This window comes from Mesorhizobium sp. M1169 (assembly GCF_040318345.1).
Taxonomy (GTDB): Bacteria; Pseudomonadota; Alphaproteobacteria; order Rhizobiales; family Rhizobiaceae; genus Mesorhizobium.
This window is the reverse complement of the sequence record NZ_JAMYME010000008.1, coordinates 120811-141214: the sequence shown is the minus strand read 5'-3', so window position 1 is coordinate 141214 and position 20404 is coordinate 120811. Positions and strand designations below refer to the sequence as shown.

The window sequence follows — 20404 nt, the reverse complement described above, 5'->3', positions numbered from 1 at the left end:
CCCGGCCCATTACCGGAATCCCGCATCGTAACCGACGCGCTGCCTCCCATTCACGAACAACATCGAAGGCGATTATTCCTGTGAGGTCAAGGGAAATGACCAAATCCGAAAGACTTTGAAAACCAACCGCCTGAAATGCCTGAAATTGCAGACAAACGCGCTCGCAAATTGGTCAGCGCGCCAATAAAGCCGGCAAAGTCGGACCGTGACTTGCCAAGCGCACCTGGCAGCCGTCCAGAGGATCTACGGCGCATTGCTGAATTGGCATATTCAAGACCTTGGCCTGGCGAGTGCGGTGCGGTTGCGCGGCCAATGCCGCCGCACTATGGCTAACGACCTACTCATGGGATAAAAAGCAATGGCAAAAGACGGCAGCGAGATGGGCATCAACACGCGGCTCGCCCATTCCGGCAACAACCCGCATGACTATTTCGGCTTCGTCAATCCGCCGGTCGTGCATGCCTCGACCGTGCTCTATCCCAATGCCGCGACAATGGCGGCGCGCAGCCAGAAATACACCTACGGCACGCGCGGCACCCCGACCACCGATGCGCTGACCAGCGCCATCGATGCGCTGGAAGGCTCCGCCGGCACGGTCGCGGTGCCGTCCGGCCTGGCGGCCGTGGTGCTGCCGCTGCTCGCCTTCCTGTCGGCCGGCGATCATCTGCTGATCGTCGATTCCGTCTATCATCCGACCCGCAATTTCGCCGACACGATGCTGAAGCGGCTGGGCATCGAGGTCGAATATTACGAGCCCCGCGTCGGCGCCGGCATTGCGGCGCTGCTCAGGCCCAACACCAAGGTGGTACTCACCGAATCGCCGGCCTCCAACACCTTCGAGGTGCAGGACATACCGGCCATCGCCAAGGCAGCACACGCCGCCGGCGCCATCGTCATGATGGACAACACCTGGGCGACGCCGCTCTACTTTCGCCCGCTCGACCATGGCGTCGACATCTCGATCCACGCGGCGACGAAATACCCGGCCGGCCATTCCGACGTGCTGCTCGGCACCGTGTCGGCCAATGCGGACTGCTGGAAGCAGCTTTGCGAGACGTTCAACACGATGGGCTGCTGCGCGGGGCCGGACGACGTCTACCAGGTGCTGCGCGGCCTGCGCACGATGGGTGTGCGGCTGGAGCATCATCAAAAGAGCGCGCTTGCCCTCGCCGGCTGGCTCGAGGGTCAGCCGGGCGTAGCGCAGGTGCTGCATCCCGGGCTGCCCAGTCATCCCGACCACGCCATGTGGAAGCGCGATTTTTGCGGATCGAGCGGCATCTTCTCGATCGTTCTCGCGGGCGGCGGACAGAAGCAGCAGCACGCCTTCCTCGACGCGTTGAAGTTTTTCGGCCTCGGCTATTCCTGGGGCGGCTATGAGAGCCTTGCCGTGCCGGTATTCCTTGGCGACCGCACAATCGCCAAGGGCCCGTATGACGGGCCGCTGGTGCGCTTGCAGATCGGGCTCGAGGATGTCGAGGATTTGAGGGCCGACCTGGCGCGCGGGCTGGCGGCGGCCGCACAGGCCTGAGCCAAGCACCTTTCCAGGCTGAGTCAGGAAATCGGCGTAACAGCTTGGAAAAATTGCGATCCTGAGTGATGTCATGGCGACCGATCAGCCGATGACACGGCGTCTACAAAATAGAGACGCCGGTGTGGTGGAGGCGTTAGAATAGCCTCTGCCGGCGCTTGAAACGGATCGAGGCCGGCCGGCGGATCGGTCGGGAACCTTTTGTCGGCCGATTCATCCAATGTCCGATGAGAAGCCTATCAGGAGATCGGCCATGCCTGCTGCGTTGACGGCAACGCCCGCCGCTTCCGGCGACATGCAGCTTGTCGGCCGCGCGCTGGCACGTGATAGCGATGCATTCCGCACCATCATCAAGACGCACAACCAAAGGCTCTACCGCATCGCCCGAGGCGTCGTGCGTAACGACAGCGAGGCCGAGGACATCGTCCAGGAGGCCTATGTCAGTGCCTTTGCCCATCTCGAGTCCTTTCGCGGCGATGCCTCGCTCGCCACGTGGCTATCGCGTATCGTCATCAACGAAGCGCTCGGCCGTTTGCGCAAAAGGCGGCGAATGGTAGCGATGCCTGAAAACCCGCAAGCCGAAATCATCCGGTTTCCCCTCAACCCGAGCGACGATCCGGAGCGGACGATGGCGCAACGGCAGATCCTTGAGCTTGTCGAACGGGCAACCGACAGTCTTCCCGATGTCTACCGGATGGTGTTCGTGGCGCGCGTCATCGAGGGATTGAGCATCGAAGAAACCGCCGAACTGCTTGGCGTGCGACCAGAAACCATCAAGACCCGGCTGCACCGCGCCCGCGCGCTGGTGCGCAAGGCGCTGGACGACCAGATCGGCCCGGTGCTGCTCGACGCCTTTCCCTTCGCGGGCCGGCGCTGCGAACGGCTGACCAATGCCGTGATGCGGCGGCTCGGTCTTTCCGGATAGGCCGCGCCGATTTTCGCGGGAACGTTTGGCGGCGACCTGCATCCAATGAGCATCACTGAAAACGAAGCCCGATGCAGTTCCGCGTCGGGGCGAAGGAGAGCATCATGTTTATTCGATCGACCACGGCACTGGCCGCATTTTTCCTGCTTAGCGCAGCGCCCTTGTCGCAAGCTGCCGACAAACCGACCGATCCGCAGATCGCACATATCGCCTACACAGCAGGGGTGCTTGACGTCGAGGCGGCCAAGCAGGCGCTGAAGAAATCGAAGAACAAGGAGGTGGTGGATTTCGCCAAGGACATGGTGCGAGATCACGAGGCGGTCAACAAACAGGCTCTCGACCTGGTCAAGAAGCTCAAGGTCACGCCTGAGGACAATCCGACCAGCAAGGCGCTGACCAAGGCGGCGGCCGAGGAACGTGCCAAGCTTGCCAAGCTCAAGGGCGCGGCGTTCGACAAGGCCTATGTCGCCAACGAGGTGGCCTACCACAAGCAGGTCAATGGCGCGCTCGAAACACTGTTGATTCCGTCGGCCAGCAATGCCGAGCTGAAAAGCCTGCTGGAAACCGGCCTGAAAATATTCCAGGGCCACGAACAGCACGCCGAACACGTCGCCGGCATGCTGAAGTGAGGATCGAGCCAATGGCGTCGAGGCGGCATCTGTGGGTTGCGCTGGCATTGGCCATGGGTGCCCAGCCGGCCAAGACCGACACCATCGAGGTGACGATCGAGAAGCTTGTGTTTTCGCCGGCAAAGATCGAGGCGAAGGTCGGCGACACGATCAGGTGGGTGAACAAGGACGTGTTCGCCCACACGGCAACCGTCAACGGCGCCTGGGAAGTGATGATCCCGCCGAAGAAGGCGGCGAGCCTGACGGTGAAGAAGGCGAAATCGGTCGATTATTTCTGCCGCTTCCATCCTAACATGAAAGGCCATCTGACAGTGACATCGCCCTGACTGGCTGATGCATGTCGCGCAAAAGTGCAGCGGTTTTGCGATAACGACATGCATAAAAAAGAGCCTGAAGCGCGCCGCATCAGGCCGGTCTAATGCGACGCGCTTTTAGGCTGCCAGCCATGCCGTCCCTACAAGCAGCGTGACCAGCGTCAACGGCAGGCCGACCTTGAAGAAGGCGATGAAGCCCAGCGGTTTGCCGGAGATTCGCGCGTGCTCGGCAACGATCAAATTGGCGACCGAGCCGAGCAGCGTGAAATTGCCGGCCAGCGTCGAGCTCATGGCGACGACCAGCCAGGCCCGCTCGGGGTTTTCCAGTCCGGGCACGAACGGCTTCAGCGCCAGCACGGCCGGGACATTGCTCATGATGTTGGACAGCACCGCGGTGAAGCCGGACAGCCGCCAGACATCATTCAGTCCGAGGTCCTTTGCCGAGGCGACGATGTCGGGCGTCAGCAGCGTCTTCTCCGCCCCGGCGACGACGATGAACAGCCCGGCGAACATGAACAGCAGCGGCCCATCGATCTCGCGATAGATGCGCTCAGGTTTGATGGCGCGGGTCAAAAGAAGAATGGCGCCGCCGATCAGCGCTGCCTTGGCGACTGGAACGCCGGCGAAGAAGGCGATCGCCAAACCGACACAGACGACCACCGCCTTCACCACCTGCCCCGGCAGCATGCGGCCGCGATAGACTTCGGGGCTGAGCTCGGCCTTGCGCGAAAATTCGGCGCGGTAGACGATGCGGATGATGACGATGACGGCGACGAGGCCGAACGCCGCGACCGGCGCCAGCGCCGCCGAGAAGGCCGGATAGGAAATCCCCGACAGCGCGCCGATGACCATGTTCTGCGGATTGCCGGTGATGGTCGCGACGCTGCCGCAATTCGAGGCCGTGGCGGTGGCGATCAGATAGGGAACCGGGTTGCGGTTGATGACGCGGGTGACATGGACGACGATCGGCGCCATGACCAGGCAGATGGCGTCGTTGACCAGGAACGCCGACAGGACGCCGGTCAATAGCGTCACCATCACCAGCAGCATGAACGGCGCATGCGCATGCTCGATGGCGAACCCGCCGAGCGCGCGAAAGGCGCCCGACACTTTAAGATGCGCCACGACGATCATCATGCCGAGCAGAAGTGTGATGGTGTCGAAGCTGATGGCGCGGTAGGCGTCTTCCATGTCGAGCGCGCCGATGGCGATCATCGCCGCACCGCCGAGCAGCGCGATGCCTGCCCGGTCGAGGCGCAGTCCGGGTATCCTGCCGATTGCGACGCCGGCATAGGTCAGGACCAGGATCAGCAATGCCGCCGCGCCCATCGCTGTCATGTGTTGGAAATCCTGTGCGACTGGCGAGTGAACCTGTCCGGAATGGACCCTGAAAATATTGGCGATCCCGACAGGATTCGAACCTGTGACCATCGGCTTAGAAGGCCGGTGCTCTATCCAGCTGAGCTACGGGACCGCTGGCCGGCCGCATGACCGGCGGATTGTGCCGGCAGGGCCGGTATGGGATCAATGCGTCCAGGGCGTCCTGCGGTCATAGCGGAAATTCTCCGCATAGGAAATCTGGCGGCGCTTGATTTCCTTCGGCTCCTCGACGCGGAAAGCCAGCCCTTCCTTCTCGGCATAGGCGACCGCGTCTTCTCTTGTGTCGAAGGTCAGCCTGATCTGGCTTCGCATGTCGCCGGACGTGGTGTAGCCCATCAGCGGATCGATCTTCTTGCGCTGCTCCGGATCGAATTCCAGCACCCAATAGCCGGTCTTGGCCTTGCCGGACTGCATCGCGGTTTTGGCTGGGCTGAAAATGCGGGCTGACATGACCACCTCATTGCTGGTTGCAAGCACACGACCCCGAGACCACATTACTGTTCTCTGGCCATGCACTAGCCCGTCATTACTGCGCAATGCCGCCGGCAGCAAGGCCGATGGCTTTTTACGCTTGCTTTGGCGGACTGAAATCACTAGGCAACAGACCGTTCGGAGTGTAGCGCAGCCTGGTAGCGCATCTGGTTTGGGACCAGAGGGTCGGGAGTTCGAATCTCTCCACTCCGACCATTCATCAAGCAAATCTCGTCGACAGGGCAAGCGGATCACGCTCGAGTGTGTCTCCCGTCGCCGGTCATGTTTAAGCGACGGACGGACACCACGAGCCCGCGCTGCCCGTCCGACATGTAAGCCGTCAGCCCTGGATGAAGGCCAGCAGATCCGGATTGATGATCTCCGGATGCGTGGTGCACATGCCGTGCGGCAGGCCCTTGTAGACCTTGAGCGTGCCGTGCTTCACCAGCTTGGCCGCAAGCAGCGCGGAATCGGCGATCGGCACGATCTGGTCGTCGTCCCCGTGCATGATCAGGACGGGCACGGCAATCTTCTTGAGATCGTCGGTGAAGTCGGTCTCGGAAAAGGCCTCGATGCAGTCGTAATGAGCCTTGGCGCCGCCCATCATGCCCTGGCGCCACCAATTGTCGATAGCCCCTGGCGAGACCTTGGCGCCCTCGCGGTTGAAGCCATAGAACGGGCCGGCCGGCACGTCCCTGTAGAACTGGGCGCGGTTAGCGGCCAGAGCCGCGCGAAAGCCGTCGAAGACTTCGATCGGCAAGCCGCCGGGGTTGCTGTCGGTCTTGACCATAATCGGCGGCACGGCGCCGATCAGCACCGCCTTGGCAACACGGCCGCCGCCGCCATAAAGCGCGACGTAACGCGCCACCTCGCCGCCACCGGTCGAGTGGCCGATGTGGATCGCATCCCTGAGATCGAGATGCGCCGCCAGCGCCGCAACATCGGCGGCGTAGGTGTCCATCTCATTGCCGGTCGCGGTCTGCGACGAGCGGCCGTGCCCGCGGCGGTCATGGGCGATGACGCGGTAGCCCTTTTCGAGGAAGAACAGCATCTGGTTGTCCCAGTCGTCTGAGCTCAGCGGCCAGCCGTGATGGAACACGATCGGCTGGCCCTTGCCCCAATCCTTGTAGAAAATCTCGGTGCCGTCATGGGTGGTGAATGTGCTCATCGTCCTACTCCTTGATGGAAAAGTTAGGGGTAACAGGGAGTTTTAGCCCCTTCAGCTGGACAAATTATAACAGTGCGGCCAGGGTGAGCATTGGCAAAACGGACATTCAACGTGGCAAAACTGACAATGACGGCGGCGCGTGATCTGATCGAAATCGGCCTTGTCTTGTATCCCGGCGTGCAGGAAGCAGCCGTGCTCGGCCTGACCGATCTTTTCATGCTGGCAAACCGGCTGGCTGTCGAGCGGTCGCCCGAGGCGGCGAGGCTTCGCGTCAGTCATTGGCAATTGGAGGACGCGGGCCACACCGTAGTCCGCACCTTCGACAGCGACCCCGGCGCCGACAATGAACCAGCCATGGTTATCCTCCCGCCGACCTTGGGAGATCCGATCGCTCGGGAAGCAGCCGCGCCCTATGCCGGCTGGCTCAGGGACCGTCATGCGGCAGGCGCGACGCTCGGTTCGGTCTGTGCCGGCGCTTTCGTGCTTGCCGAGACCGGCCTGCTGTCGGGTCGTGCTGCGACCACGCATTGGGCCTATCGCGACGCGCTGGCGCTACGCTTTCCAGACATCCTGCTCGACGCCGACAGGCTGGTCATCGACGATGGCGACATCATCACCGCGGGCGGCTACATGGCCTGGACTGATCTCGGCCTGAAGCTGGTGGACAGGGTGCTCGGGCCGACCGTCATGATGGACACGGCGCGTTTCATGCTGGTCGACCCGCCGGGCCGCGAGCAACGCTTTTACAGCCCGTTCGCGCCGCGGCTGACCCACGGCGACGAAGCGATCCTCAAGGTGCAGCACTGGCTGCAGGCGAACGGCGCGCGCGATGTGACGCTTGGCGCCATGGCCGATCACGCCGGGCTGGAGGAGCGGACTTTTCTGCGGCGCTTCCGCAGCGCCACCGGCCTCAAGCCGACCGAATATTGTCAGCACCTGCGCGTCGGCAAGGCGCGCGAGATGCTGGAAACCACGATACGAGCGATCGACCAGATCGCCTGGGAGGTCGGCTATGACGATCCCGGCTCCTTCCGCAAGGTATTCGCCAGGATAACCGGCTTGGTGCCCGGCGACTATCGCCGGCGCTTTGGCGTGGAACGAGCGGCGCTTGGGGGAGACGATCGGTCTGAAACAGTAGCGAGGCTAGAGCAATGACGGACCGACCATCGCGACCTGCGATGAGTGCGGCAGCACGTATTTTTCCGACAGCAGCGCAATGGCCAGTCTATGTGCCGAATGCGCATCTCTGCTCTATGGATATCCAAACTGCGAACATCATTTCGAAAGCGGCCGATGCACGGCCTGCGGGTGGGACGGCTCTCGATCAAAATACGTCGCCGACATCATTTCCAGGCAAGACCGACAGCGTTGAGAATAGCGCTATCAGCTGGCGAGAAAATCACACTTCAAGGCGACTGGTCGGATCCCGCATATGGCAAGCTCGCCGGGAAGAGAACCCCAACCGCCCCATCTCCCGGCGAGCCTACAACCTGATTTGGTACGCAATCAGGACCGGGGTTAGCCGGCAACCTGTCAGGTGCAAGACAGATGCCAGGTTTGTTTCCCGAAATGAGACACCGGCCGAGGTAAGAACTAGGTATATGCACCTTCCCCGGCCCAGCCAAAAACCATTGGCCGTAGTTCTTCAAGGGCGGCTTGCAGCATTTCGGGAGACGCGTGGCGTTCCTCTCTAGCACCCCATTGTGTAGCGCTTTTAGGATCCAGCACCGACGCCACAATGGTTACGTTGCCGTTGACGTCAGGCAAATTGAGCCACAACTGAGCACGACGATTGCCATTCTTGCCGTAAACCCAGATAGAACGGACATCGTCGTCGCGATATTTCGTGGCGACCCGTATTCCGTGCCGATTTGCCCACGACATCAGAAACGGATCAATGATGTCGTATGCACTGAATTCAGACGTCATTTTGTATCCTCTAAATCTCGAACTCGCCCTGCCCTTCGTCCATGGCGCTGACCGTCTCCGCGGCGAGCGCGCGGGTGATCGGCGTCTTGCGCTCGAGCGCGGTGCGGTCGAGCCGTTCGACCACCCGCATGGCGGTGGCCAGCGAGCGCTCGATGCGGCGCACCAGATATTGCACGACATGGGGCTCGACCTCGACCTGGCGGTCGGCGAACAGCTTTGTGATGACGCCGGCCAGCAGAAGATCGTCGGGTTCGTGGATCTCGACGGTCGCCGCCGCCTTCAGCCGCGACGCCAGGTCGGGCAGCCTGACGCCCCAGGCGGACGGGAAGCGCCGCGCCGTCAACAGCAAGCTCGAGCCGGCGCCGCGCACCGCGTTGATCAGGTGGAAGAGGCCGTGCTCATCGATCGGTTCGGCATCGATGTCGTCGATCAGGGCCGGATGCGCACCGAGGTTTTCGATGCAGTCGCCGATGCGGCCGGCCTCCACTTTCACGGCGTCGGCGCGGGTCCGCCAGATCGAGGCCAGATGGGTTTTCCCCGAGCCGGCCGGCCCGGCCAGCACAACGACCGGCGACGGCCAGTCCGGCCAGCGGTCGACAAGCGCCGCCGCCTGGCTGTTGGTGCTGGAGACGACGAGCTCGTCGCGCGAATAGCCGGTGCCGTGGCCTAGATCGAGCGGCAATTGACGCGGCGGATCGATCTTGTCCGACATCTGGCTCAACCGCGCGCGCCCCCGCGGCGCCGCACCTGCAGCGGCGGCACCGGCTCGTCGGCATGGCCCTTGTAGAGCGGCGATTCCAGATAGCGGGCGATGGCGAAACGCACCAGAACGGCAACGGCGGCGGAAGCCGGCACGGCAATCAGCAGGCCGACGAAGCCGAACAGCGCGCCGAAGGCAAACAGCGCAAACATCAGCCATACCGGATGCAGGCCAACGCTTTTGCCGACCAGCCTTGGCTGCAGGATGTTGCCCTCGATGAACTGGCCGACGAAGAACACACCGGCCACCGCTGCGATCATGGTCCAGTCCGGCCAGAACTGGACGAAGGCGACGCCGACGGCCAGCACCAGGCCGGTCAGCGAGCCGACATAGGGGATGAAGGAGATCAGTCCGGCGAACAGACCGATGAGGATGCCGAAATTCAGGCCCGTCAGTGTCAGGCCGGTGGCATACATGGCGCCCAGCACCAGGCACAGCGTGCCCTGGCCGCGCACGAAGCCGGCGGTCGCCGTGTTGATGTCCCTGGCGATCGTCCTGACGGTCTTGACATAGTCGCGCGGCACCCAGCTGTCGACGATTGTCACCATGCGGTCCCAGTCGAGCAGCATGTAGAAGGCGACGACCGGCGTCACCACGAACAGGCTGACCACCGAGACCAGCGCCACGCCGGAGCTCCAGATCGAGGTGAACACGGTGGTCAGGAGGCCGAAGCCGGAGGTCAGCAGCGAGTTCAGGCCTTCGCGCAGGCCGTTGGCGTCGACGCCGAATTTCTCTTCCAGCCATTTCGGGTCGAAGCTGGTGATCAGGCCCTGCAGCCGGGTCAGATAGTCCGGCAGCTTGCTGGCGAAATCAGCCATCTGCGAGGCGAGCACCGGAACCAGGATGACGACGGCCAGCACCAGGACGACGATAAAGGCGATGAGGATGACCACCGTCGCCATCAGCCTGGAGAGGCCGAGCCGCTCCAGCCGGTCGGCGACAGGGTCGAGGAAATAGGCAAGCACCATGCCGGCGACGAAGGGCAGAAGGATGCCGCTGAAGACATAGAGGAAGACGGCGAGGATGATGGCGCTGATCAGCCAGAAGCGGATCTGGCGGCGAAACGATGCCGATGCCGCAGCCTCCGCTGCCGCAGCCTCAGCTTCAGCGTCGATGGACCGTTCGTCAGGTGCCGGGTGTGGAGCCTTCGCCATAGCCGCTCATATGCCTCAGCCAAGCCACGAGATAGGCCGCGGCCGAAGCCACGGTCAAGACCCCGGACAGCAATATGAGGGCCGGCCTCAGCGGATCGAGATGGATGTCGAAGGCGAGTTCGCCCAACACCACTGCCGCCAGCACGATCTGGATCGCGGTGTTGGCCTTCGACACCAGGAGCGGCTTCATCTCGACGGGATGCGCCATGACGGTGGACAAAAGCACGGCGCAGACGATCAGTGCGTCGCGCGACACCATGGTAACGACCAGCCACAGCGGTAGTTCGCCGCTGAAGCCCAGGACCACGAAAACCGAGACCAGCAGCAGCTTGTCGGCCATCGGATCGAGATAGGCGCCGAGCCTGGAAAACTGATTGAAATGGCGGGCGATGAAGCCGTCGACGCCGTCGGAAATGCCGGCAATGAGGAAGCCCGCAAAGGCCCAGTCCCAGCGGTCCTGCAGCATTGCCAGCACCACCGCCGGCACCAGCACGAAGCGCATGATCGTGATCATGTTGGGGATGGTCAAATGCATATCCCGTCGCTCTTGTTTGCCGATACATGATGGAGATGGAGGGTTACGGCAAGTGAGAAGCGACACAGGAACGCGAAGGCTAGCGTGAACCACCCCCCTCTGTCCTGCCGGACATCTCCCCCTCAAGTGGGGAGATTGGCAGCTTCATTTATCGCGCCCTTCCTGCAACGTTGCAGGTTGGCGAAAGCCGAGGCGACATCCAATCTCCCCACTTGAGGGGGAGATGTCCGGCAGGACAGAGGGGGGCGCGAAGGATCGCCACATTCGGAACTGCAGGGCCTGCCAACCTTTGTTATTATCGGGGGCAAAAGCTCCACCTCCCGCCGTTATCCTTGCGGACCGAAACCGTTCATGCGAAGAGCCCGAGAAAGCAGGGAAAGAGTATGAGCAAGCGCAAGAACGGGCTCACCTATGCCGAAGCGGGCGTCGACATCGACGCCGGCAATCTCATGGTCGAGAAGATCAAGCCGCTGGTGCGCGCCACCCGCCGGCCGGGCGCCGATGGCGAGATCGGCGGCTTCGGCGGTTTGTTCGACCTCAAGGCCGCCGGCTTCACCGATCCCGTGCTGGTGGCCGCCAACGACGGCGTCGGCACCAAGCTGAAGATCGCCATCGATGCCGGCAAGCACGACACGATCGGCATCGACCTCGTCGCCATGTGCGTCAACGACATCGTCGTGCAAGGCGCCGAGCCGCTGTTCTTCCTCGACTATTTCGCCACCGGCAAGCTCGATCCCGACCAGGGTGCCTCGATTGTCGGCGGCATTGCCGCCGGCTGCCGGCAGGCCGGTTGCGCGCTGATCGGCGGCGAGACGGCGGAGATGCCCGGCATGTATCACGACAAGGATTATGACCTTGCCGGCTTTGCCGTCGGTGCCGCCGAACGCGGCCAGCTGCTGCCGACCGACGACATCGTCGAAGGCGACGTGCTGCTCGGCCTCGCCTCGTCGGGCCTGCATTCGAACGGCTATTCGCTGGTCCGCCGCATCGTCGCCGTAAGCGGCCTTGGCTGGAACGATCCGGCGCCGTTCAATGACGAAGCGACGCTGGCCGAGGCGCTGCTCGAGCCGACGCGCATCTACGTCAAGTCGATCCTCAAGGCGATCCGCAACACGCATGGCATCAAGGCGCTGGCCCATATCACCGGCGGCGGCTTTCCCGAAAATATCCCGCGCGTTCTGCCCAAGGATTTTTCGGCCGAGCTCGATCTCGGCGCCATCGAGGTGCCGCCGGTGTTCTCATGGCTGGCCAAGACCGGCGGCGTCGCGCCGGAAGAGATGATGCGGACCTTCAATTGCGGCATCGGCATGATCCTGGTCGTCGCCTCCGGCCAGGCGGCGCAGGTCGCCGCCGTTCTGCAGGAGGCCGGCGAGACGGTGACGCCGATCGGCCAGATCGTGCCGCGCCGCGATGCCGGCGTCATCTATCGGGGCTCGATTGGCCTATGACCAGGAAACGGACGGTCGTACTGATCTCGGGGCGCGGCTCCAACATGACGGCGCTGGTTGCGGCGGCGAGCAACCCGGCCTATCCGGCCGAGATCGTCGGCGTCATCTCCGACCGCGCCAATGCCGCCGGCCTTGGCATCGCCGCGGCGCGCGGCATCGCCACCAGAGTGATTTCGCGCTCCGACTATGCCAGCAAGCAAGCGCATGACGAGGCGATCGATGCGGCCCTCTTGTCGTTCGGCGCCCAGATCGTCGCGCTGGCCGGCTATATGCGCATCCTCGGCGCGCGCTTCGTAGAGAAGTGGCAGGGCCGCATGATCAATATCCACCCTGCCCTGCTGCCTGCCTTCAAGGGGCTGGATACGCATGCGCGGGCCCTCCGCGCAGGCATGCGCATCCATGGCTGCACGGTGCATTTCGTCACGCTCGACATGGATGACGGGCCGATCATCGCCCAGGCCGCCGTGCCGGTGATGGTCGGCGACAATGAGGACACGCTGGCCGCGCGCGTGCTCAAGGCCGAGCACCAACTTTATCCGCTGGCGTTGGGCCTTGTCGCCGAAGGCAAGGCGCGGATGGAAGGCGGCCGCACGGTGTTTTCGCGCTTCGCCGACGATGCCGACAACGCCACGTCGGTGGTGATCGCGCCCGACCCGCTGCGCGAAGAGACCGATCTCGAGCACCTGGCGCGGATCACGCCGTGAGGGTCCGCAGAAACGGCCAATAAATCGCCGGGGAATGACAGAATAGATCAATGGACGTGTTCGACAGCGCGATCCGGACAAAAGGTGATCTGGCCGGCGTCTTCGAATACGAAGAGGCGGAGGATCCGAAAAGTGCCACGGCATATTTCTATCTTTGTCGAACCGAGGACGGGCGGGCCGATTCTGTCATCGATGCAATTCACATTCGATCGGGCGATTGGGCCATCACTGAAGCAGACATTTCGGTCGGTTGGGATAAAGATGAACGGCGTGTAGGCCTGTTCATCTTTGGTGCACTTTGGGCGAGTTTTGATACCGTCACAGGTGCAAGACATGGTGGCGGATATGGGAAAGACTTTCAGCCCGACATCCCCTTGGACTTGAGTTGAATCCATGAAGCAACTGCTGCTCCTGCGTCACGCCAAGTCGAGTTGGGACGATCCCGACCTCATCGACTTCGACCGGCCGCTGTCCGCGCGCGGGCTGAAGGCAGCACCACTGGTCGGGCGCGAACTGGCCCGGCGCGGCTGGCTGCCGGAGCTGGCGCTGGTGTCGCCGGCGCTGCGCACCCGCGACACGTGGCGGCTGGTCTCGGCGGAATTGCCGGCGAAGGTGCAGGCCAAATTTTCCCAGGCGCTCTACGAGGCAGCGGCGGCGGACATCCTCGCCAAGGTGCGGCAAGTAAAGGCGGGGACTGGAACGCTGCTGGTGCTTGGCCACAATCCCGGGCTGGAGGAGTTCGCGCGCGGGGTTGCCGGGGCTGGATCGGACCAAGCGGCGCTGAAGAAGCTGGCGGAAAAATACCCCACCGCGGGCCTGGCTCGGTTCGACGTCGACGGCGATTGGACCGGTCTCACCTTCGGCAGCGCCCGACTGACCCACTGCATTTGGCCGAAGGATCTTCGCTAGCGACTGCCTGACAGGCCGGGGGATCGCCGACCTTTCGACCAAACCCGGCTTCGCGCAAACAAAAGCGGCGGGCCAAGCCCGCCGCTCTTCGTGCTCCGGGGTTTGAGGAACTATCGGCCCCAGTTGCCCCGGCCAGATTGGGGCACTACGGGTTGATCCGCGCCGAACCGGGTCGTCGCCTCGGTGTCGACAGCGTTGTGCTCGGTCGTCAGCGGCTTGCGGATGGAACCGGTAAACCCGCTGTCGATGCTGCCGACAGGCGCGTTGCCAACAGGCGCGGCCGGCTGGTTGACGCCGTCCGAACCATAGTGATCACTGCCTGCAAAGGCGCTGCCCGTGGCGACGAGGACGACGGTGGCGACGGTAAGAGCAATCTTGGTCATTTCAGGTACTCCAGTGTACTGGTCATTCGTGAGTTGTCGTTGCTTTCGACGCATTCGAGATGAGAGCGCTGTCCGCGCCGACGAATACGCACCCGGCTTTTTCCGATGTGCACGTTGCTGGACGATTTCAGCAACCGAGATTGTGGCTACAGATGAAACCTGCAAATCAAAGTATTCGATTGGCGCAGGATGCTATTCGGCGCACACGCCCGTTGATACGCGAAAGCAAGAGTAGCGGGCCAAGCCCGCCGCTCTATGTGTTGCAGGCCGTGATAATCAGCGGCCCCAGATGCCTTGGCCGGATTCAGGCGCCACCGACTCGGAGGTTATCTTGGCACTGGTATGCTCGGAAGTGACCGGCTTGCGGATCGAACCGGTGAAGGTGTTGTCGACGTTGGCAGCAGTAGCAGCCGGCTGGTTGACGTTGTCCGAGCCATAATGGCCGCTGCCGGCAAAAGCAGTGCCGGTGGCAACGAGGATGGCGGCGGCGGCAAGAGCGAGCTTGGTCATTTCGGGTACTCCGGTAGTTCTCTGGTCTGTCCGTCAAGTAGCGTGCCTCGGGAGGAATTCGCGTCGCTCGGACCACCCCGAGATGAGTCGGCAAGTCTGTCGTTTCCAATCACGAAAATTTTGTGCCGGTGCGCCAAATTGGCCGCTTGAAATCCGGCATAAGGTCCCCTTCTGCCACAATCTTCTGTTTTATTTCAATTAGTTACGCGGTCAGTGGTGATTTGCCGCGCGAACATTCTTTGAGCCGGCGTTCACCCTTTCCTGTACGCTCTGTCAGCAGAACCGAACCGTTCGGTTCGAGTAGTTTTACGGTTGGCTGATCAGCGCTTTCAGAGGCTCGATCGACATTCCTGCCGACGGGCGCCGTGAAATTCACGCTGCCAGCTCAGCGCCGGCGGCATCGTGCTTGGGCCGCGCGCTGGCCAGAAGCACGACCGGGCAGTTGCAGGCGGCTAAAACAGCGCCGGCTGTTTCACCGAAGAACAGGTCCTCACCCGGACGTTGGGTGACGCCCATCACGACGATCGCCGCTCCTTTGGCCGCCTCCCGGGTGATCGCCTTGTCGGGTGTGACGCGGGTATGGAACGCTGTGTCGATATGCAGGCCGTAGCGGCCCGCCAGATCAGCGATGTCTTTCAGGACGGCCTCTTCGCGGCTATGCGACACCGATGTCGACCTGCGGCCCTTGGCTGCCTTTTGCGAGACGTAGAGAACCTTGATCCGCGCCCGGTTTGGACGGGCCAGCGCCAGCGCCAAGTCGGCGGCGCGACGCGCCACCTGGGTACCGTTGACGGGGACGAGAATGCTGGTGCCGGCCCTCAGCGTCGGCATCTTTTCGCCAGCATTGCCGCCGTTCAGGACCAGGCAAAGCGGGCCATCAAATCCTGCGGCAATGTCGTTGAGGGCCGGCGCGAAGGCGCCATCGGCGGTCAGCACATTGTCCAGGCCGACCAGCAACAGGCCGTATCCCTTGCGGGCCTCTTCGGCGATCGTCTCACCCGTGGCCTCCAATTCGGTGCGGGCCGTCAGATGGACTTTGTCGACAAGCGTATCTTCGATCCGTTTCACCGCCTGAGCGCTCTTTTTTGCACCCTTTTTGATTTCCTGGAGGGCGCGCTCCTGTCCCTTGCTGTCGGTCGGCCTGTCAACTCGGCCGTCTTTCGGCTGAAGCAAGGTGGTGGGCAGGCGAAGCAAGGTGGTGGGCATGCCGCTGCCTCCGCCGACCAGTCCGGCGAGATATGCAGTGAACTTGCCGATCCTGCTGTCGTCGACCAGCACCAGCAGCCGCTCCAGCCTGGAAATGAAGCCGTATTCGTCCAACGCCTCGCGCTCGACACGCTGCTGCTCGTCGTGCCCAACCGGCAGCCGGCCGAGCGCCCAGCGCAGCATCGGCGGCATGGCCAAGGTGGTGATCACGGCCATGGTGACGATCATGGTGAAGAGATTGTGCGACAGGATGTTCATCGACAGGCCGATGCTGGCGACGATCACCTCGGTCGAGCCGCGTGCGTTCATGGCACTGCCGACGGCGATTGCTTCCTTGAGCGACATGGCGGCGAGCTTGGCGCCGATGAACGCGCCGCCAAACTTGCCGATGCTGGCGATGATCACGAGAGCGCCCGTCAGCATGGCAAGGGTTGGATCGGCGAGCACTGTGAGATCGGCGGAAAGCCCCGCCATGCCGAAGAAGATCGGCATGAACAGCGCGGTGATGACGCCGCGAAGCTGACCTTCGATATGGCTGGAGAGGATGGGCGATTCCCCGACCAGGATGCCGGCGACGAACGCCCCCAGCACGGTATGGACGCCTATCAGATTAGTGATCAGCGCCATCGCTCCCATGATGATGAGGATCATGGTGATCACCGCAAACTCGCTGCGGAATTGATCGTTGGTCCAGCGGATCAAGGTGAAGACAAGACGGCGGCCAATGGTGAAGGAGAACACCATGAACAGTGCCACCGCGGCGATGGTGGTCACCAGCGGCGCGAACTGTAGCTTGCCATTGGTGGCGATGCCGAAGGTTACGGCGATGACCAGCCAGCCGATCGTGTCCTCGATGATCGCCGAGGAAATAATCACCTGTCCGAGGTTGCGGCGCATGAAGTTCATCTCGCGCACCACCATGGCGACGACCTTGACCGACGAGATCGACAGCGCCGTGCCCAGGAACAGCCCGGCGACGGTGCGCTGCGTGGGGTCAGCCAGCAATGCGTCCGGCAGGAACTGCGCCAGCGCAAAACCGAAGATGAAGGGCACCACGACGCCGGTAGCCGAAATGGAAAAACAGGCCGCGCCAACCCGGCGCACCAGCCGCAGGTCCGTCTCCATGCCGGTCAGCAAAAGCAGCATCAGGATGCCGAGCTGCGAGACGGCGTCGATCATGCCCTTTTGCGCAGGATCACTGGGAAAGATCAGGTGCTGGGCCGACGGCCACAGCCAGCCGAACAGCGAAGGACCGAGCAGGATGCCGCCGATCAGTTGGCCCATGATTGCCGGCTGGCCATAACGCTGCAGCACTTCGCCCAGGCCGCGCCCGACAAGCAGCAGAAGCACGATCTCGGCGACGAAAGCGCCTTCGCCCGAACCACCCATGCCGGAGGCCCGGGTACCGGCAACGAGCGTCTGCGCTGCCCAGGCCGCGCCCGCGGGGACGAAAGCGCAAACCAGCAGTGTCAGGCTGGAACGTGTCGGAGCCTGCCAAGCCATGAAACCCCCATCGCCCAATGCACGTGTCCAACAACGCGCGACAGGGCGTTGCGTTGCTAGACAGGGCGTTGCGTTGCTAGACGTGGACGTCACCGAAGGAGAGTTCGCCGTCGTCGCTCTCTGTCAGAAAGGCTGTCACCAGCAGGCCTGCATAGAGGACGGCGACCAGCACGACGATGGCGCCACCAGGAACGGGACCCAGGGCAGCACTGGTGACGGCCTCACGCATCGACCCGACGAAGCCGATGCGGACGCCTTCGGTCAGAAGACTGGGGGTCGACAGTTTGAGGATCCAGGCCAGCAGCAGAATCAGCAGCATGTAAATGTAATTGCGACGCAGGCGGCGCGCCAAAGCCACGCGTTGCGAAATCAGGAATTTCGGCGCGCGCAGGCTCTCGCCGACGATCAACAGCCAATCGGACGCGAAGTCCGGCTGCGGCGAGAATATCTGCGCGAAATAGTGCCGTTCGAACTGGCGCACGCGAGCCCGATAGAAGTCGAAGAAGCGATATCGGCGGGCCTCTATCCACAGCAGCAGCAGAACAAGCAGCATGGCAAACAGCAGCACGCCATGGTGAGCGCTGGCTGTCGAAAGCGAAACGGACAGCATGGCTGCGACAACGGTTATCGCCCAGTTGCTCGTCCGGTCCAGGCGGTCACGCCACCCAGCCATGCGCGCAATCTCGGCGCGATGAAAGTGGGACATTGTGGTTACGAGTTCGCCGGACGACAGTGTCCTTCCGATAGGATCCGGCGCCGGCAACACTTCTGCCATGACAATGCCTCCACCCGCCACGCGAAAACGGCCGGATGGAGATATCGTTCCGACGCTCAATCCGCCGGGCGCAGCCAGACCTTGTTGTCGTGGAAGGCGGCGCCGCCATAGGGCGCCGGCGCATCGGCGCCGGTCAGCACGTTGATGCCCTCGCCGCGCTCATGGGCGCTGTTGGGCCAGATGCCTTCGGCGACGACGACGCCGCGCTTGATGCCGTCGAACAGCTTTGCGTGCAGCACCACCTCGCCACGCTGGTTGCCGACCTCGACACGGCCGCCGTCGGCGACGCCGAGTGCCGCCGCATCATCGGGATGCAGGAGCAGCTCCGGCCGGCGCTCTTTTGCCTGCGATACCGGCGTTTCGGCAAAGGTCGAATTGAGGAAATTGCGCGCCGGCGAGGTGGTCAGCCGGAACGGGTGCGCCTCGTCCGCCACTTCGATCAGGTCGACATGGTCGGGGAATTCCGGCAGGCTCGCCACCGGCCCGAACAGGCCCATGCTTTTCGGTGGCCGGTTGGGTGCGGCCTGGCCCGTCCAGTCGGCGCGAAAATGGAACTTCTTGTCGGCATGGCCGAAGCCGTCGAGGAAATGCGCGGCCTCGAAATCCGGCTGCAAATCGACCCATTTCTGCTCTTCCAGGCTCGAAAAGCTGCCCAGCCCGCGCTTGCCCAGGATGATATCGATATGCTGCTGCTCGGTCATGCCGAAGCCCGGACGGTCGGCGACACCGAGCCTCTTGCCGAGCTCCTCGATGACGAAATGGTTGGTGCGCGGGCCTTCCGGCGGGTCGATCAGCTTCGGCCCGAGTGTGATGTGCTGGTTGCCGCCACCCTTGTAGACGTCGTCATGCTCGAGAAACATCGTCGCCGGCAGGACCACATCAGCGAGCTTGGCGGTGTCGGTCATGAACTGCTCGTGCACGCAGGAAAACAGATCGTCGCGCAGAAAACCTTGCTTCACCAGCCGCTGCTCCGGCGCGACATTCACCGGATTGGTGTTCTGGATCAGCAGCGCCGTCACCGGCGGGCCGCCATAGAGCGCATCCTCAGCCCCGGTCAGCACCGGGCCGATCCGCGAATGATCGAGATGACGGATCGCGGGGTCGCGCATCCGTGTGCCTTCGAGCAGTTCCTGGTTGAGCTTGAAGATGCCCGAATTGGAATGGAAGGCGCCGCCGCCCTCATATTGCCAGCAGCCGGTAACCGCCGCGATCGAGGCCGCGGCGTGCATGTTGACCGAACCGTTGCGCTGCCGCGAAAAACCGTAGCCGAGGCGGAAATAGGTCTTCTTCGTCGTGCCGACGAGACGGGCGAAGGCCTCGATTTCGTCGACGGAAAGCCCGGTGATGTCAGCGGCCCATTGCGGTGTCCGCGTCTTGAGATGCGCTTCCAGACCGTGCGGGTCGTCGGTGTATTTTTCCAGATAGGCGCGGTCGGCCATGCCGTCGCGGAACAGCACGTGCATGACAGCGCACGCCAGCGCGCCGTCGGTGCCGGGCTTCAGCACCAGGCAGAGATCGGCCTGCTTCATCGTTGCATTTTCGTAGACGTCGATGACGACGATCTTGGCGCCGCGTTCCTTGCGCGCCTTGATGGCGTGGGTCATGACGTTGACCTGCGTGACCACGGCATTGGTGCCCCAGATCACAACGCAGTCGGACTTTGCCATCTCCCGCGGGTCGGGACCGCGCAGCGCGCCGGCGCCCATCATCCAGCCGGTCCAGGCCAGATTGGTGCAGATCGAACCGAAGAAGCCGGAGTATTTCTTGGCGTGCCTGAGCCGCTCGATGCCGTCGCGCTGCACCAGCCCCATCGTGCCGGCATAGTAATAGGGCCAGACCGTCTCCGAGCCATATTTTGCCTCGGCGGCTATGAACCTTTCGGCGACGAGGTCGAGCGCCGCCTCCCAGCTGGATTCCTTCCAGGCGCCCGCGCCCTTGCCGCCGGCACGGACCAGCGGCTTCATCAGGCGGTCGGGATGATGGACGCGATCGGCGTAACGGGCGACCTTGGCGCAGATGACGCCGGCCGTATAGCTGTTGGCCTTGGCGCCATGGACACGGCCGATGCGCTTGTCGTCGAGCAGCTCGACCTCGAGCGCGCAGGTCGAGGGGCAATCATGCGGGCAGGCCGAATGGCCGATTTTGAGCTTGGCATACTGATTCATGGGTGCAA

At 63.0% G+C, this 20404-nt stretch carries 21 protein-coding genes and 2 tRNA genes; 10 read left to right on the top strand and 13 right to left on the bottom strand.

Going from position 1 to position 20404, the window contains the following annotated elements:
* Positions 1 to 358 precede the first annotated feature (358 nt).
* The 4 genes from NKH41_RS11260 to NKH41_RS11245 all read left to right on the top strand — a co-directional run bounded on the left by NKH41_RS11260 (position 359) and on the right by NKH41_RS11245 (position 3408).
* Complete coding sequence (locus tag NKH41_RS11260) at positions 359 to 1528, top strand: cystathionine beta-lyase (protein WP_352501891.1); 1170 nt, start codon at positions 359 to 361, stop codon at positions 1526 to 1528.
* A 253-nt stretch (positions 1529 to 1781) separates the two neighbouring features.
* Positions 1782 to 2453 carry an RNA polymerase sigma factor gene (locus NKH41_RS11255; RefSeq protein ID WP_352684963.1) on the top strand — a complete coding sequence of 224 codons (672 nt, stop codon included), beginning with the start codon at positions 1782 to 1784 and terminating at the stop codon, positions 2451 to 2453.
* A 104-nt stretch (positions 2454 to 2557) separates the two neighbouring features.
* Positions 2558 to 3082, top strand: a complete 525-nt coding sequence (locus tag NKH41_RS11250; protein WP_352541632.1) for a DUF4142 domain-containing protein — start codon at positions 2558 to 2560, stop codon at positions 3080 to 3082.
* An 11-nt stretch (positions 3083 to 3093) separates the two neighbouring features.
* A complete protein-coding gene (locus NKH41_RS11245) occupies positions 3094 to 3408 on the top strand; it encodes a cupredoxin domain-containing protein (RefSeq protein WP_352771780.1) in 315 nt (104 codons plus the stop codon).
* 105 nt (positions 3409 to 3513) lie between these two features.
* Here the strand turns inward: NKH41_RS11245 and NKH41_RS11240 are convergent, their stop codons facing one another.
* The 3 genes from NKH41_RS11240 to NKH41_RS11230 form a co-directional block, all read right to left on the bottom strand.
* Positions 3514 to 4734, bottom strand: coding sequence for an anion transporter (locus NKH41_RS11240; RefSeq protein ID WP_352771778.1), 1221 nt, complete (start codon positions 4732 to 4734; stop codon positions 3514 to 3516).
* Positions 4735 to 4793: 59 nt separating this feature from the next.
* Positions 4794 to 4870: transfer RNA gene (locus tag NKH41_RS11235), tRNA-Arg, on the bottom strand.
* A gap of 50 nt (positions 4871 to 4920) precedes the next feature.
* Positions 4921 to 5226 carry an ETC complex I subunit gene (locus tag NKH41_RS11230; RefSeq protein ID WP_352472630.1) on the bottom strand — a complete coding sequence of 102 codons (306 nt, stop codon included), beginning with the start codon at positions 5224 to 5226 and terminating at the stop codon, positions 4921 to 4923.
* 160 nt (positions 5227 to 5386) lie between these two features.
* On the opposite strand from NKH41_RS11230, the gene NKH41_RS11225 reads away from it, so the two are divergent.
* A tRNA-Pro gene (locus NKH41_RS11225) sits at positions 5387 to 5463 on the top strand.
* 124 nt (positions 5464 to 5587) lie between these two features.
* Here the strand turns inward: NKH41_RS11225 and NKH41_RS11220 are convergent.
* Complete coding sequence (locus NKH41_RS11220) at positions 5588 to 6415, bottom strand: alpha/beta fold hydrolase (protein WP_352541634.1); 828 nt, start codon at positions 6413 to 6415, stop codon at positions 5588 to 5590.
* Positions 6416 to 6541: 126 nt separating this feature from the next.
* Here NKH41_RS11220 and NKH41_RS11215 point away from each other — a divergent pair, with 126 nt between their 5' ends.
* Positions 6542 to 7570: a GlxA family transcriptional regulator gene (locus NKH41_RS11215; protein WP_352615799.1), complete on the top strand. Its 1029-nt coding sequence runs from the start codon at positions 6542 to 6544 to the stop codon at positions 7568 to 7570.
* Between the two features lie 438 nt (positions 7571 to 8008).
* Here the strand turns inward: NKH41_RS11215 and NKH41_RS11210 are convergent, their stop codons facing one another.
* Genes NKH41_RS11210 through NKH41_RS11195 form a run of 4 tightly spaced genes read right to left on the bottom strand, consistent with a single transcriptional unit; the run spans position 8009 to position 10787 of the window.
* A complete protein-coding gene (locus NKH41_RS11210; protein WP_352615716.1) occupies positions 8009 to 8344 on the bottom strand; it encodes a hypothetical protein in 336 nt (111 codons plus the stop codon).
* A gap of 10 nt (positions 8345 to 8354) precedes the next feature.
* Positions 8355 to 9056 (bottom strand): DnaA regulatory inactivator HdaA, encoded by a 702-nt coding sequence (hdaA, locus tag NKH41_RS11205; protein WP_352771825.1) that lies wholly within the window; start codon positions 9054 to 9056, stop codon positions 8355 to 8357.
* Between the two features lie 5 nt (positions 9057 to 9061).
* Positions 9062 to 10258 carry an AI-2E family transporter gene (locus NKH41_RS11200; protein ID WP_352492624.1) on the bottom strand — a complete coding sequence of 399 codons (1197 nt, stop codon included), beginning with the start codon at positions 10256 to 10258 and terminating at the stop codon, positions 9062 to 9064.
* Complete coding sequence (locus NKH41_RS11195; protein WP_352472672.1) at positions 10230 to 10787, bottom strand: CDP-alcohol phosphatidyltransferase family protein; 558 nt, start codon at positions 10785 to 10787, stop codon at positions 10230 to 10232. Before NKH41_RS11195 ends, NKH41_RS11200 begins: the two co-directional genes overlap by 29 nt.
* Positions 10788 to 11176: 389 nt before the next feature.
* Between NKH41_RS11195 and purM the strand changes: the two genes are divergently transcribed.
* The 4 genes from purM to NKH41_RS11175 are packed head-to-tail and all read left to right on the top strand — an operon-like array spanning position 11177 to position 13854.
* Positions 11177 to 12241 carry a phosphoribosylformylglycinamidine cyclo-ligase gene (purM, locus tag NKH41_RS11190; protein ID WP_352771776.1) on the top strand — a complete coding sequence of 355 codons (1065 nt, stop codon included), beginning with the start codon at positions 11177 to 11179 and terminating at the stop codon, positions 12239 to 12241.
* Positions 12238 to 12945: a phosphoribosylglycinamide formyltransferase gene (purN, locus tag NKH41_RS11185; RefSeq protein ID WP_023677650.1), complete on the top strand. Its 708-nt coding sequence runs from the start codon at positions 12238 to 12240 to the stop codon at positions 12943 to 12945. The genes purM and purN overlap by 4 nt, the downstream gene beginning before the upstream one ends.
* A gap of 50 nt (positions 12946 to 12995) precedes the next feature.
* The gene (locus NKH41_RS11180; RefSeq protein ID WP_352771774.1) at positions 12996 to 13334 is read left to right on the top strand and encodes a DUF2251 domain-containing protein; all 339 of its coding nucleotides are present in this window, start codon (positions 12996 to 12998) and stop codon (positions 13332 to 13334) included.
* Positions 13335 to 13338: 4 nt separating this feature from the next.
* Positions 13339 to 13854, top strand: coding sequence for a SixA phosphatase family protein (locus NKH41_RS11175; RefSeq protein WP_352615697.1), 516 nt, complete (start codon positions 13339 to 13341; stop codon positions 13852 to 13854).
* Between the two features lie 110 nt (positions 13855 to 13964).
* On the opposite strand, the gene NKH41_RS11170 is transcribed toward NKH41_RS11175, so the two are convergent.
* The 5 genes from NKH41_RS11170 to NKH41_RS11150 all read right to left on the bottom strand — a co-directional run bounded on the left by NKH41_RS11170 (position 13965) and on the right by NKH41_RS11150 (position 20396).
* Positions 13965 to 14237 carry a DUF680 domain-containing protein gene (locus NKH41_RS11170; RefSeq protein ID WP_352541641.1) on the bottom strand — a complete coding sequence of 91 codons (273 nt, stop codon included), beginning with the start codon at positions 14235 to 14237 and terminating at the stop codon, positions 13965 to 13967.
* Between the two features lie 276 nt (positions 14238 to 14513).
* The gene (locus tag NKH41_RS11165) at positions 14514 to 14747 is read right to left on the bottom strand and encodes a DUF680 domain-containing protein (protein WP_352771772.1); all 234 of its coding nucleotides are present in this window, start codon (positions 14745 to 14747) and stop codon (positions 14514 to 14516) included.
* Between the two features lie 372 nt (positions 14748 to 15119).
* On the bottom strand, positions 15120 to 17342 hold the full coding sequence (locus tag NKH41_RS11160) for a cation:proton antiporter domain-containing protein (protein ID WP_502895728.1): 2223 nt from the start codon (positions 17340 to 17342) through the stop codon (positions 15120 to 15122).
* Positions 17343 to 17532: 190 nt separating this feature from the next.
* A complete protein-coding gene (locus NKH41_RS11155) occupies positions 17533 to 18231 on the bottom strand; it encodes a DUF2270 domain-containing protein (RefSeq protein ID WP_352616706.1) in 699 nt (232 codons plus the stop codon).
* A 56-nt stretch (positions 18232 to 18287) separates the two neighbouring features.
* Positions 18288 to 20396: a molybdopterin-containing oxidoreductase family protein gene (locus NKH41_RS11150; RefSeq protein WP_352771768.1), complete on the bottom strand. Its 2109-nt coding sequence runs from the start codon at positions 20394 to 20396 to the stop codon at positions 18288 to 18290.
* Positions 20397 to 20404 lie beyond the last annotated feature (8 nt).

What these genes read in the sequence shown, in the direction of transcription:
- NKH41_RS11160 (WP_502895728.1), bottom strand. Translation starts at nt 17,342, where the DNA reads ATGGGTGGTTCGGGCGAAGGCGCTTTCGTCGCCGAGATCGTGCTTCTG.
- NKH41_RS11260 (WP_352501891.1), top strand. Translation starts at nt 359, where the DNA reads ATGGCAAAAGACGGCAGCGAGATGGGCATCAACACGCGGCTCGCCCAT.
- purM (WP_352771776.1), top strand. Translation starts at nt 11,177, where the DNA reads ATGAGCAAGCGCAAGAACGGGCTCACCTATGCCGAAGCGGGCGTCGAC.
- NKH41_RS11220 (WP_352541634.1), bottom strand. Translation starts at nt 6,415, where the DNA reads ATGAGCACATTCACCACCCATGACGGCACCGAGATTTTCTACAAGGAT.
- NKH41_RS11210 (WP_352615716.1), bottom strand. Translation starts at nt 8,344, where the DNA reads ATGACGTCTGAATTCAGTGCATACGACATCATTGATCCGTTTCTGATG.
- NKH41_RS11150 (WP_352771768.1), bottom strand. Translation starts at nt 20,396, where the DNA reads ATGAATCAGTATGCCAAGCTCAAAATCGGCCATTCGGCCTGCCCGCAT.
- NKH41_RS11215 (WP_352615799.1), top strand. Translation starts at nt 6,542, where the DNA reads ATGACGGCGGCGCGTGATCTGATCGAAATCGGCCTTGTCTTGTATCCC.
- NKH41_RS11240 (WP_352771778.1), bottom strand. Translation starts at nt 4,734, where the DNA reads ATGACAGCGATGGGCGCGGCGGCATTGCTGATCCTGGTCCTGACCTAT.
- NKH41_RS11230 (WP_352472630.1), bottom strand. Translation starts at nt 5,226, where the DNA reads ATGTCAGCCCGCATTTTCAGCCCAGCCAAAACCGCGATGCAGTCCGGC.
- NKH41_RS11245 (WP_352771780.1), top strand. Translation starts at nt 3,094, where the DNA reads ATGGCGTCGAGGCGGCATCTGTGGGTTGCGCTGGCATTGGCCATGGGT.
- NKH41_RS11250 (WP_352541632.1), top strand. Translation starts at nt 2,558, where the DNA reads ATGTTTATTCGATCGACCACGGCACTGGCCGCATTTTTCCTGCTTAGC.
- NKH41_RS11175 (WP_352615697.1), top strand. Translation starts at nt 13,339, where the DNA reads ATGAAGCAACTGCTGCTCCTGCGTCACGCCAAGTCGAGTTGGGACGAT.
- NKH41_RS11170 (WP_352541641.1), bottom strand. Translation starts at nt 14,237, where the DNA reads ATGACCAAGATTGCTCTTACCGTCGCCACCGTCGTCCTCGTCGCCACG.
- hdaA (WP_352771825.1), bottom strand. Translation starts at nt 9,056, where the DNA reads ATGTCGGACAAGATCGATCCGCCGCGTCAATTGCCGCTCGATCTAGGC.
- NKH41_RS11165 (WP_352771772.1), bottom strand. Translation starts at nt 14,747, where the DNA reads ATGACCAAGCTCGCTCTTGCCGCCGCCGCCATCCTCGTTGCCACCGGC.
- NKH41_RS11155 (WP_352616706.1), bottom strand. Translation starts at nt 18,231, where the DNA reads ATGGCAGAAGTGTTGCCGGCGCCGGATCCTATCGGAAGGACACTGTCG.
- NKH41_RS11180 (WP_352771774.1), top strand. Translation starts at nt 12,996, where the DNA reads ATGGACGTGTTCGACAGCGCGATCCGGACAAAAGGTGATCTGGCCGGC.
- purN (WP_023677650.1), top strand. Translation starts at nt 12,238, where the DNA reads ATGACCAGGAAACGGACGGTCGTACTGATCTCGGGGCGCGGCTCCAAC.
- NKH41_RS11255 (WP_352684963.1), top strand. Translation starts at nt 1,782, where the DNA reads ATGCCTGCTGCGTTGACGGCAACGCCCGCCGCTTCCGGCGACATGCAG.
- NKH41_RS11200 (WP_352492624.1), bottom strand. Translation starts at nt 10,258, where the DNA reads ATGGCGAAGGCTCCACACCCGGCACCTGACGAACGGTCCATCGACGCT.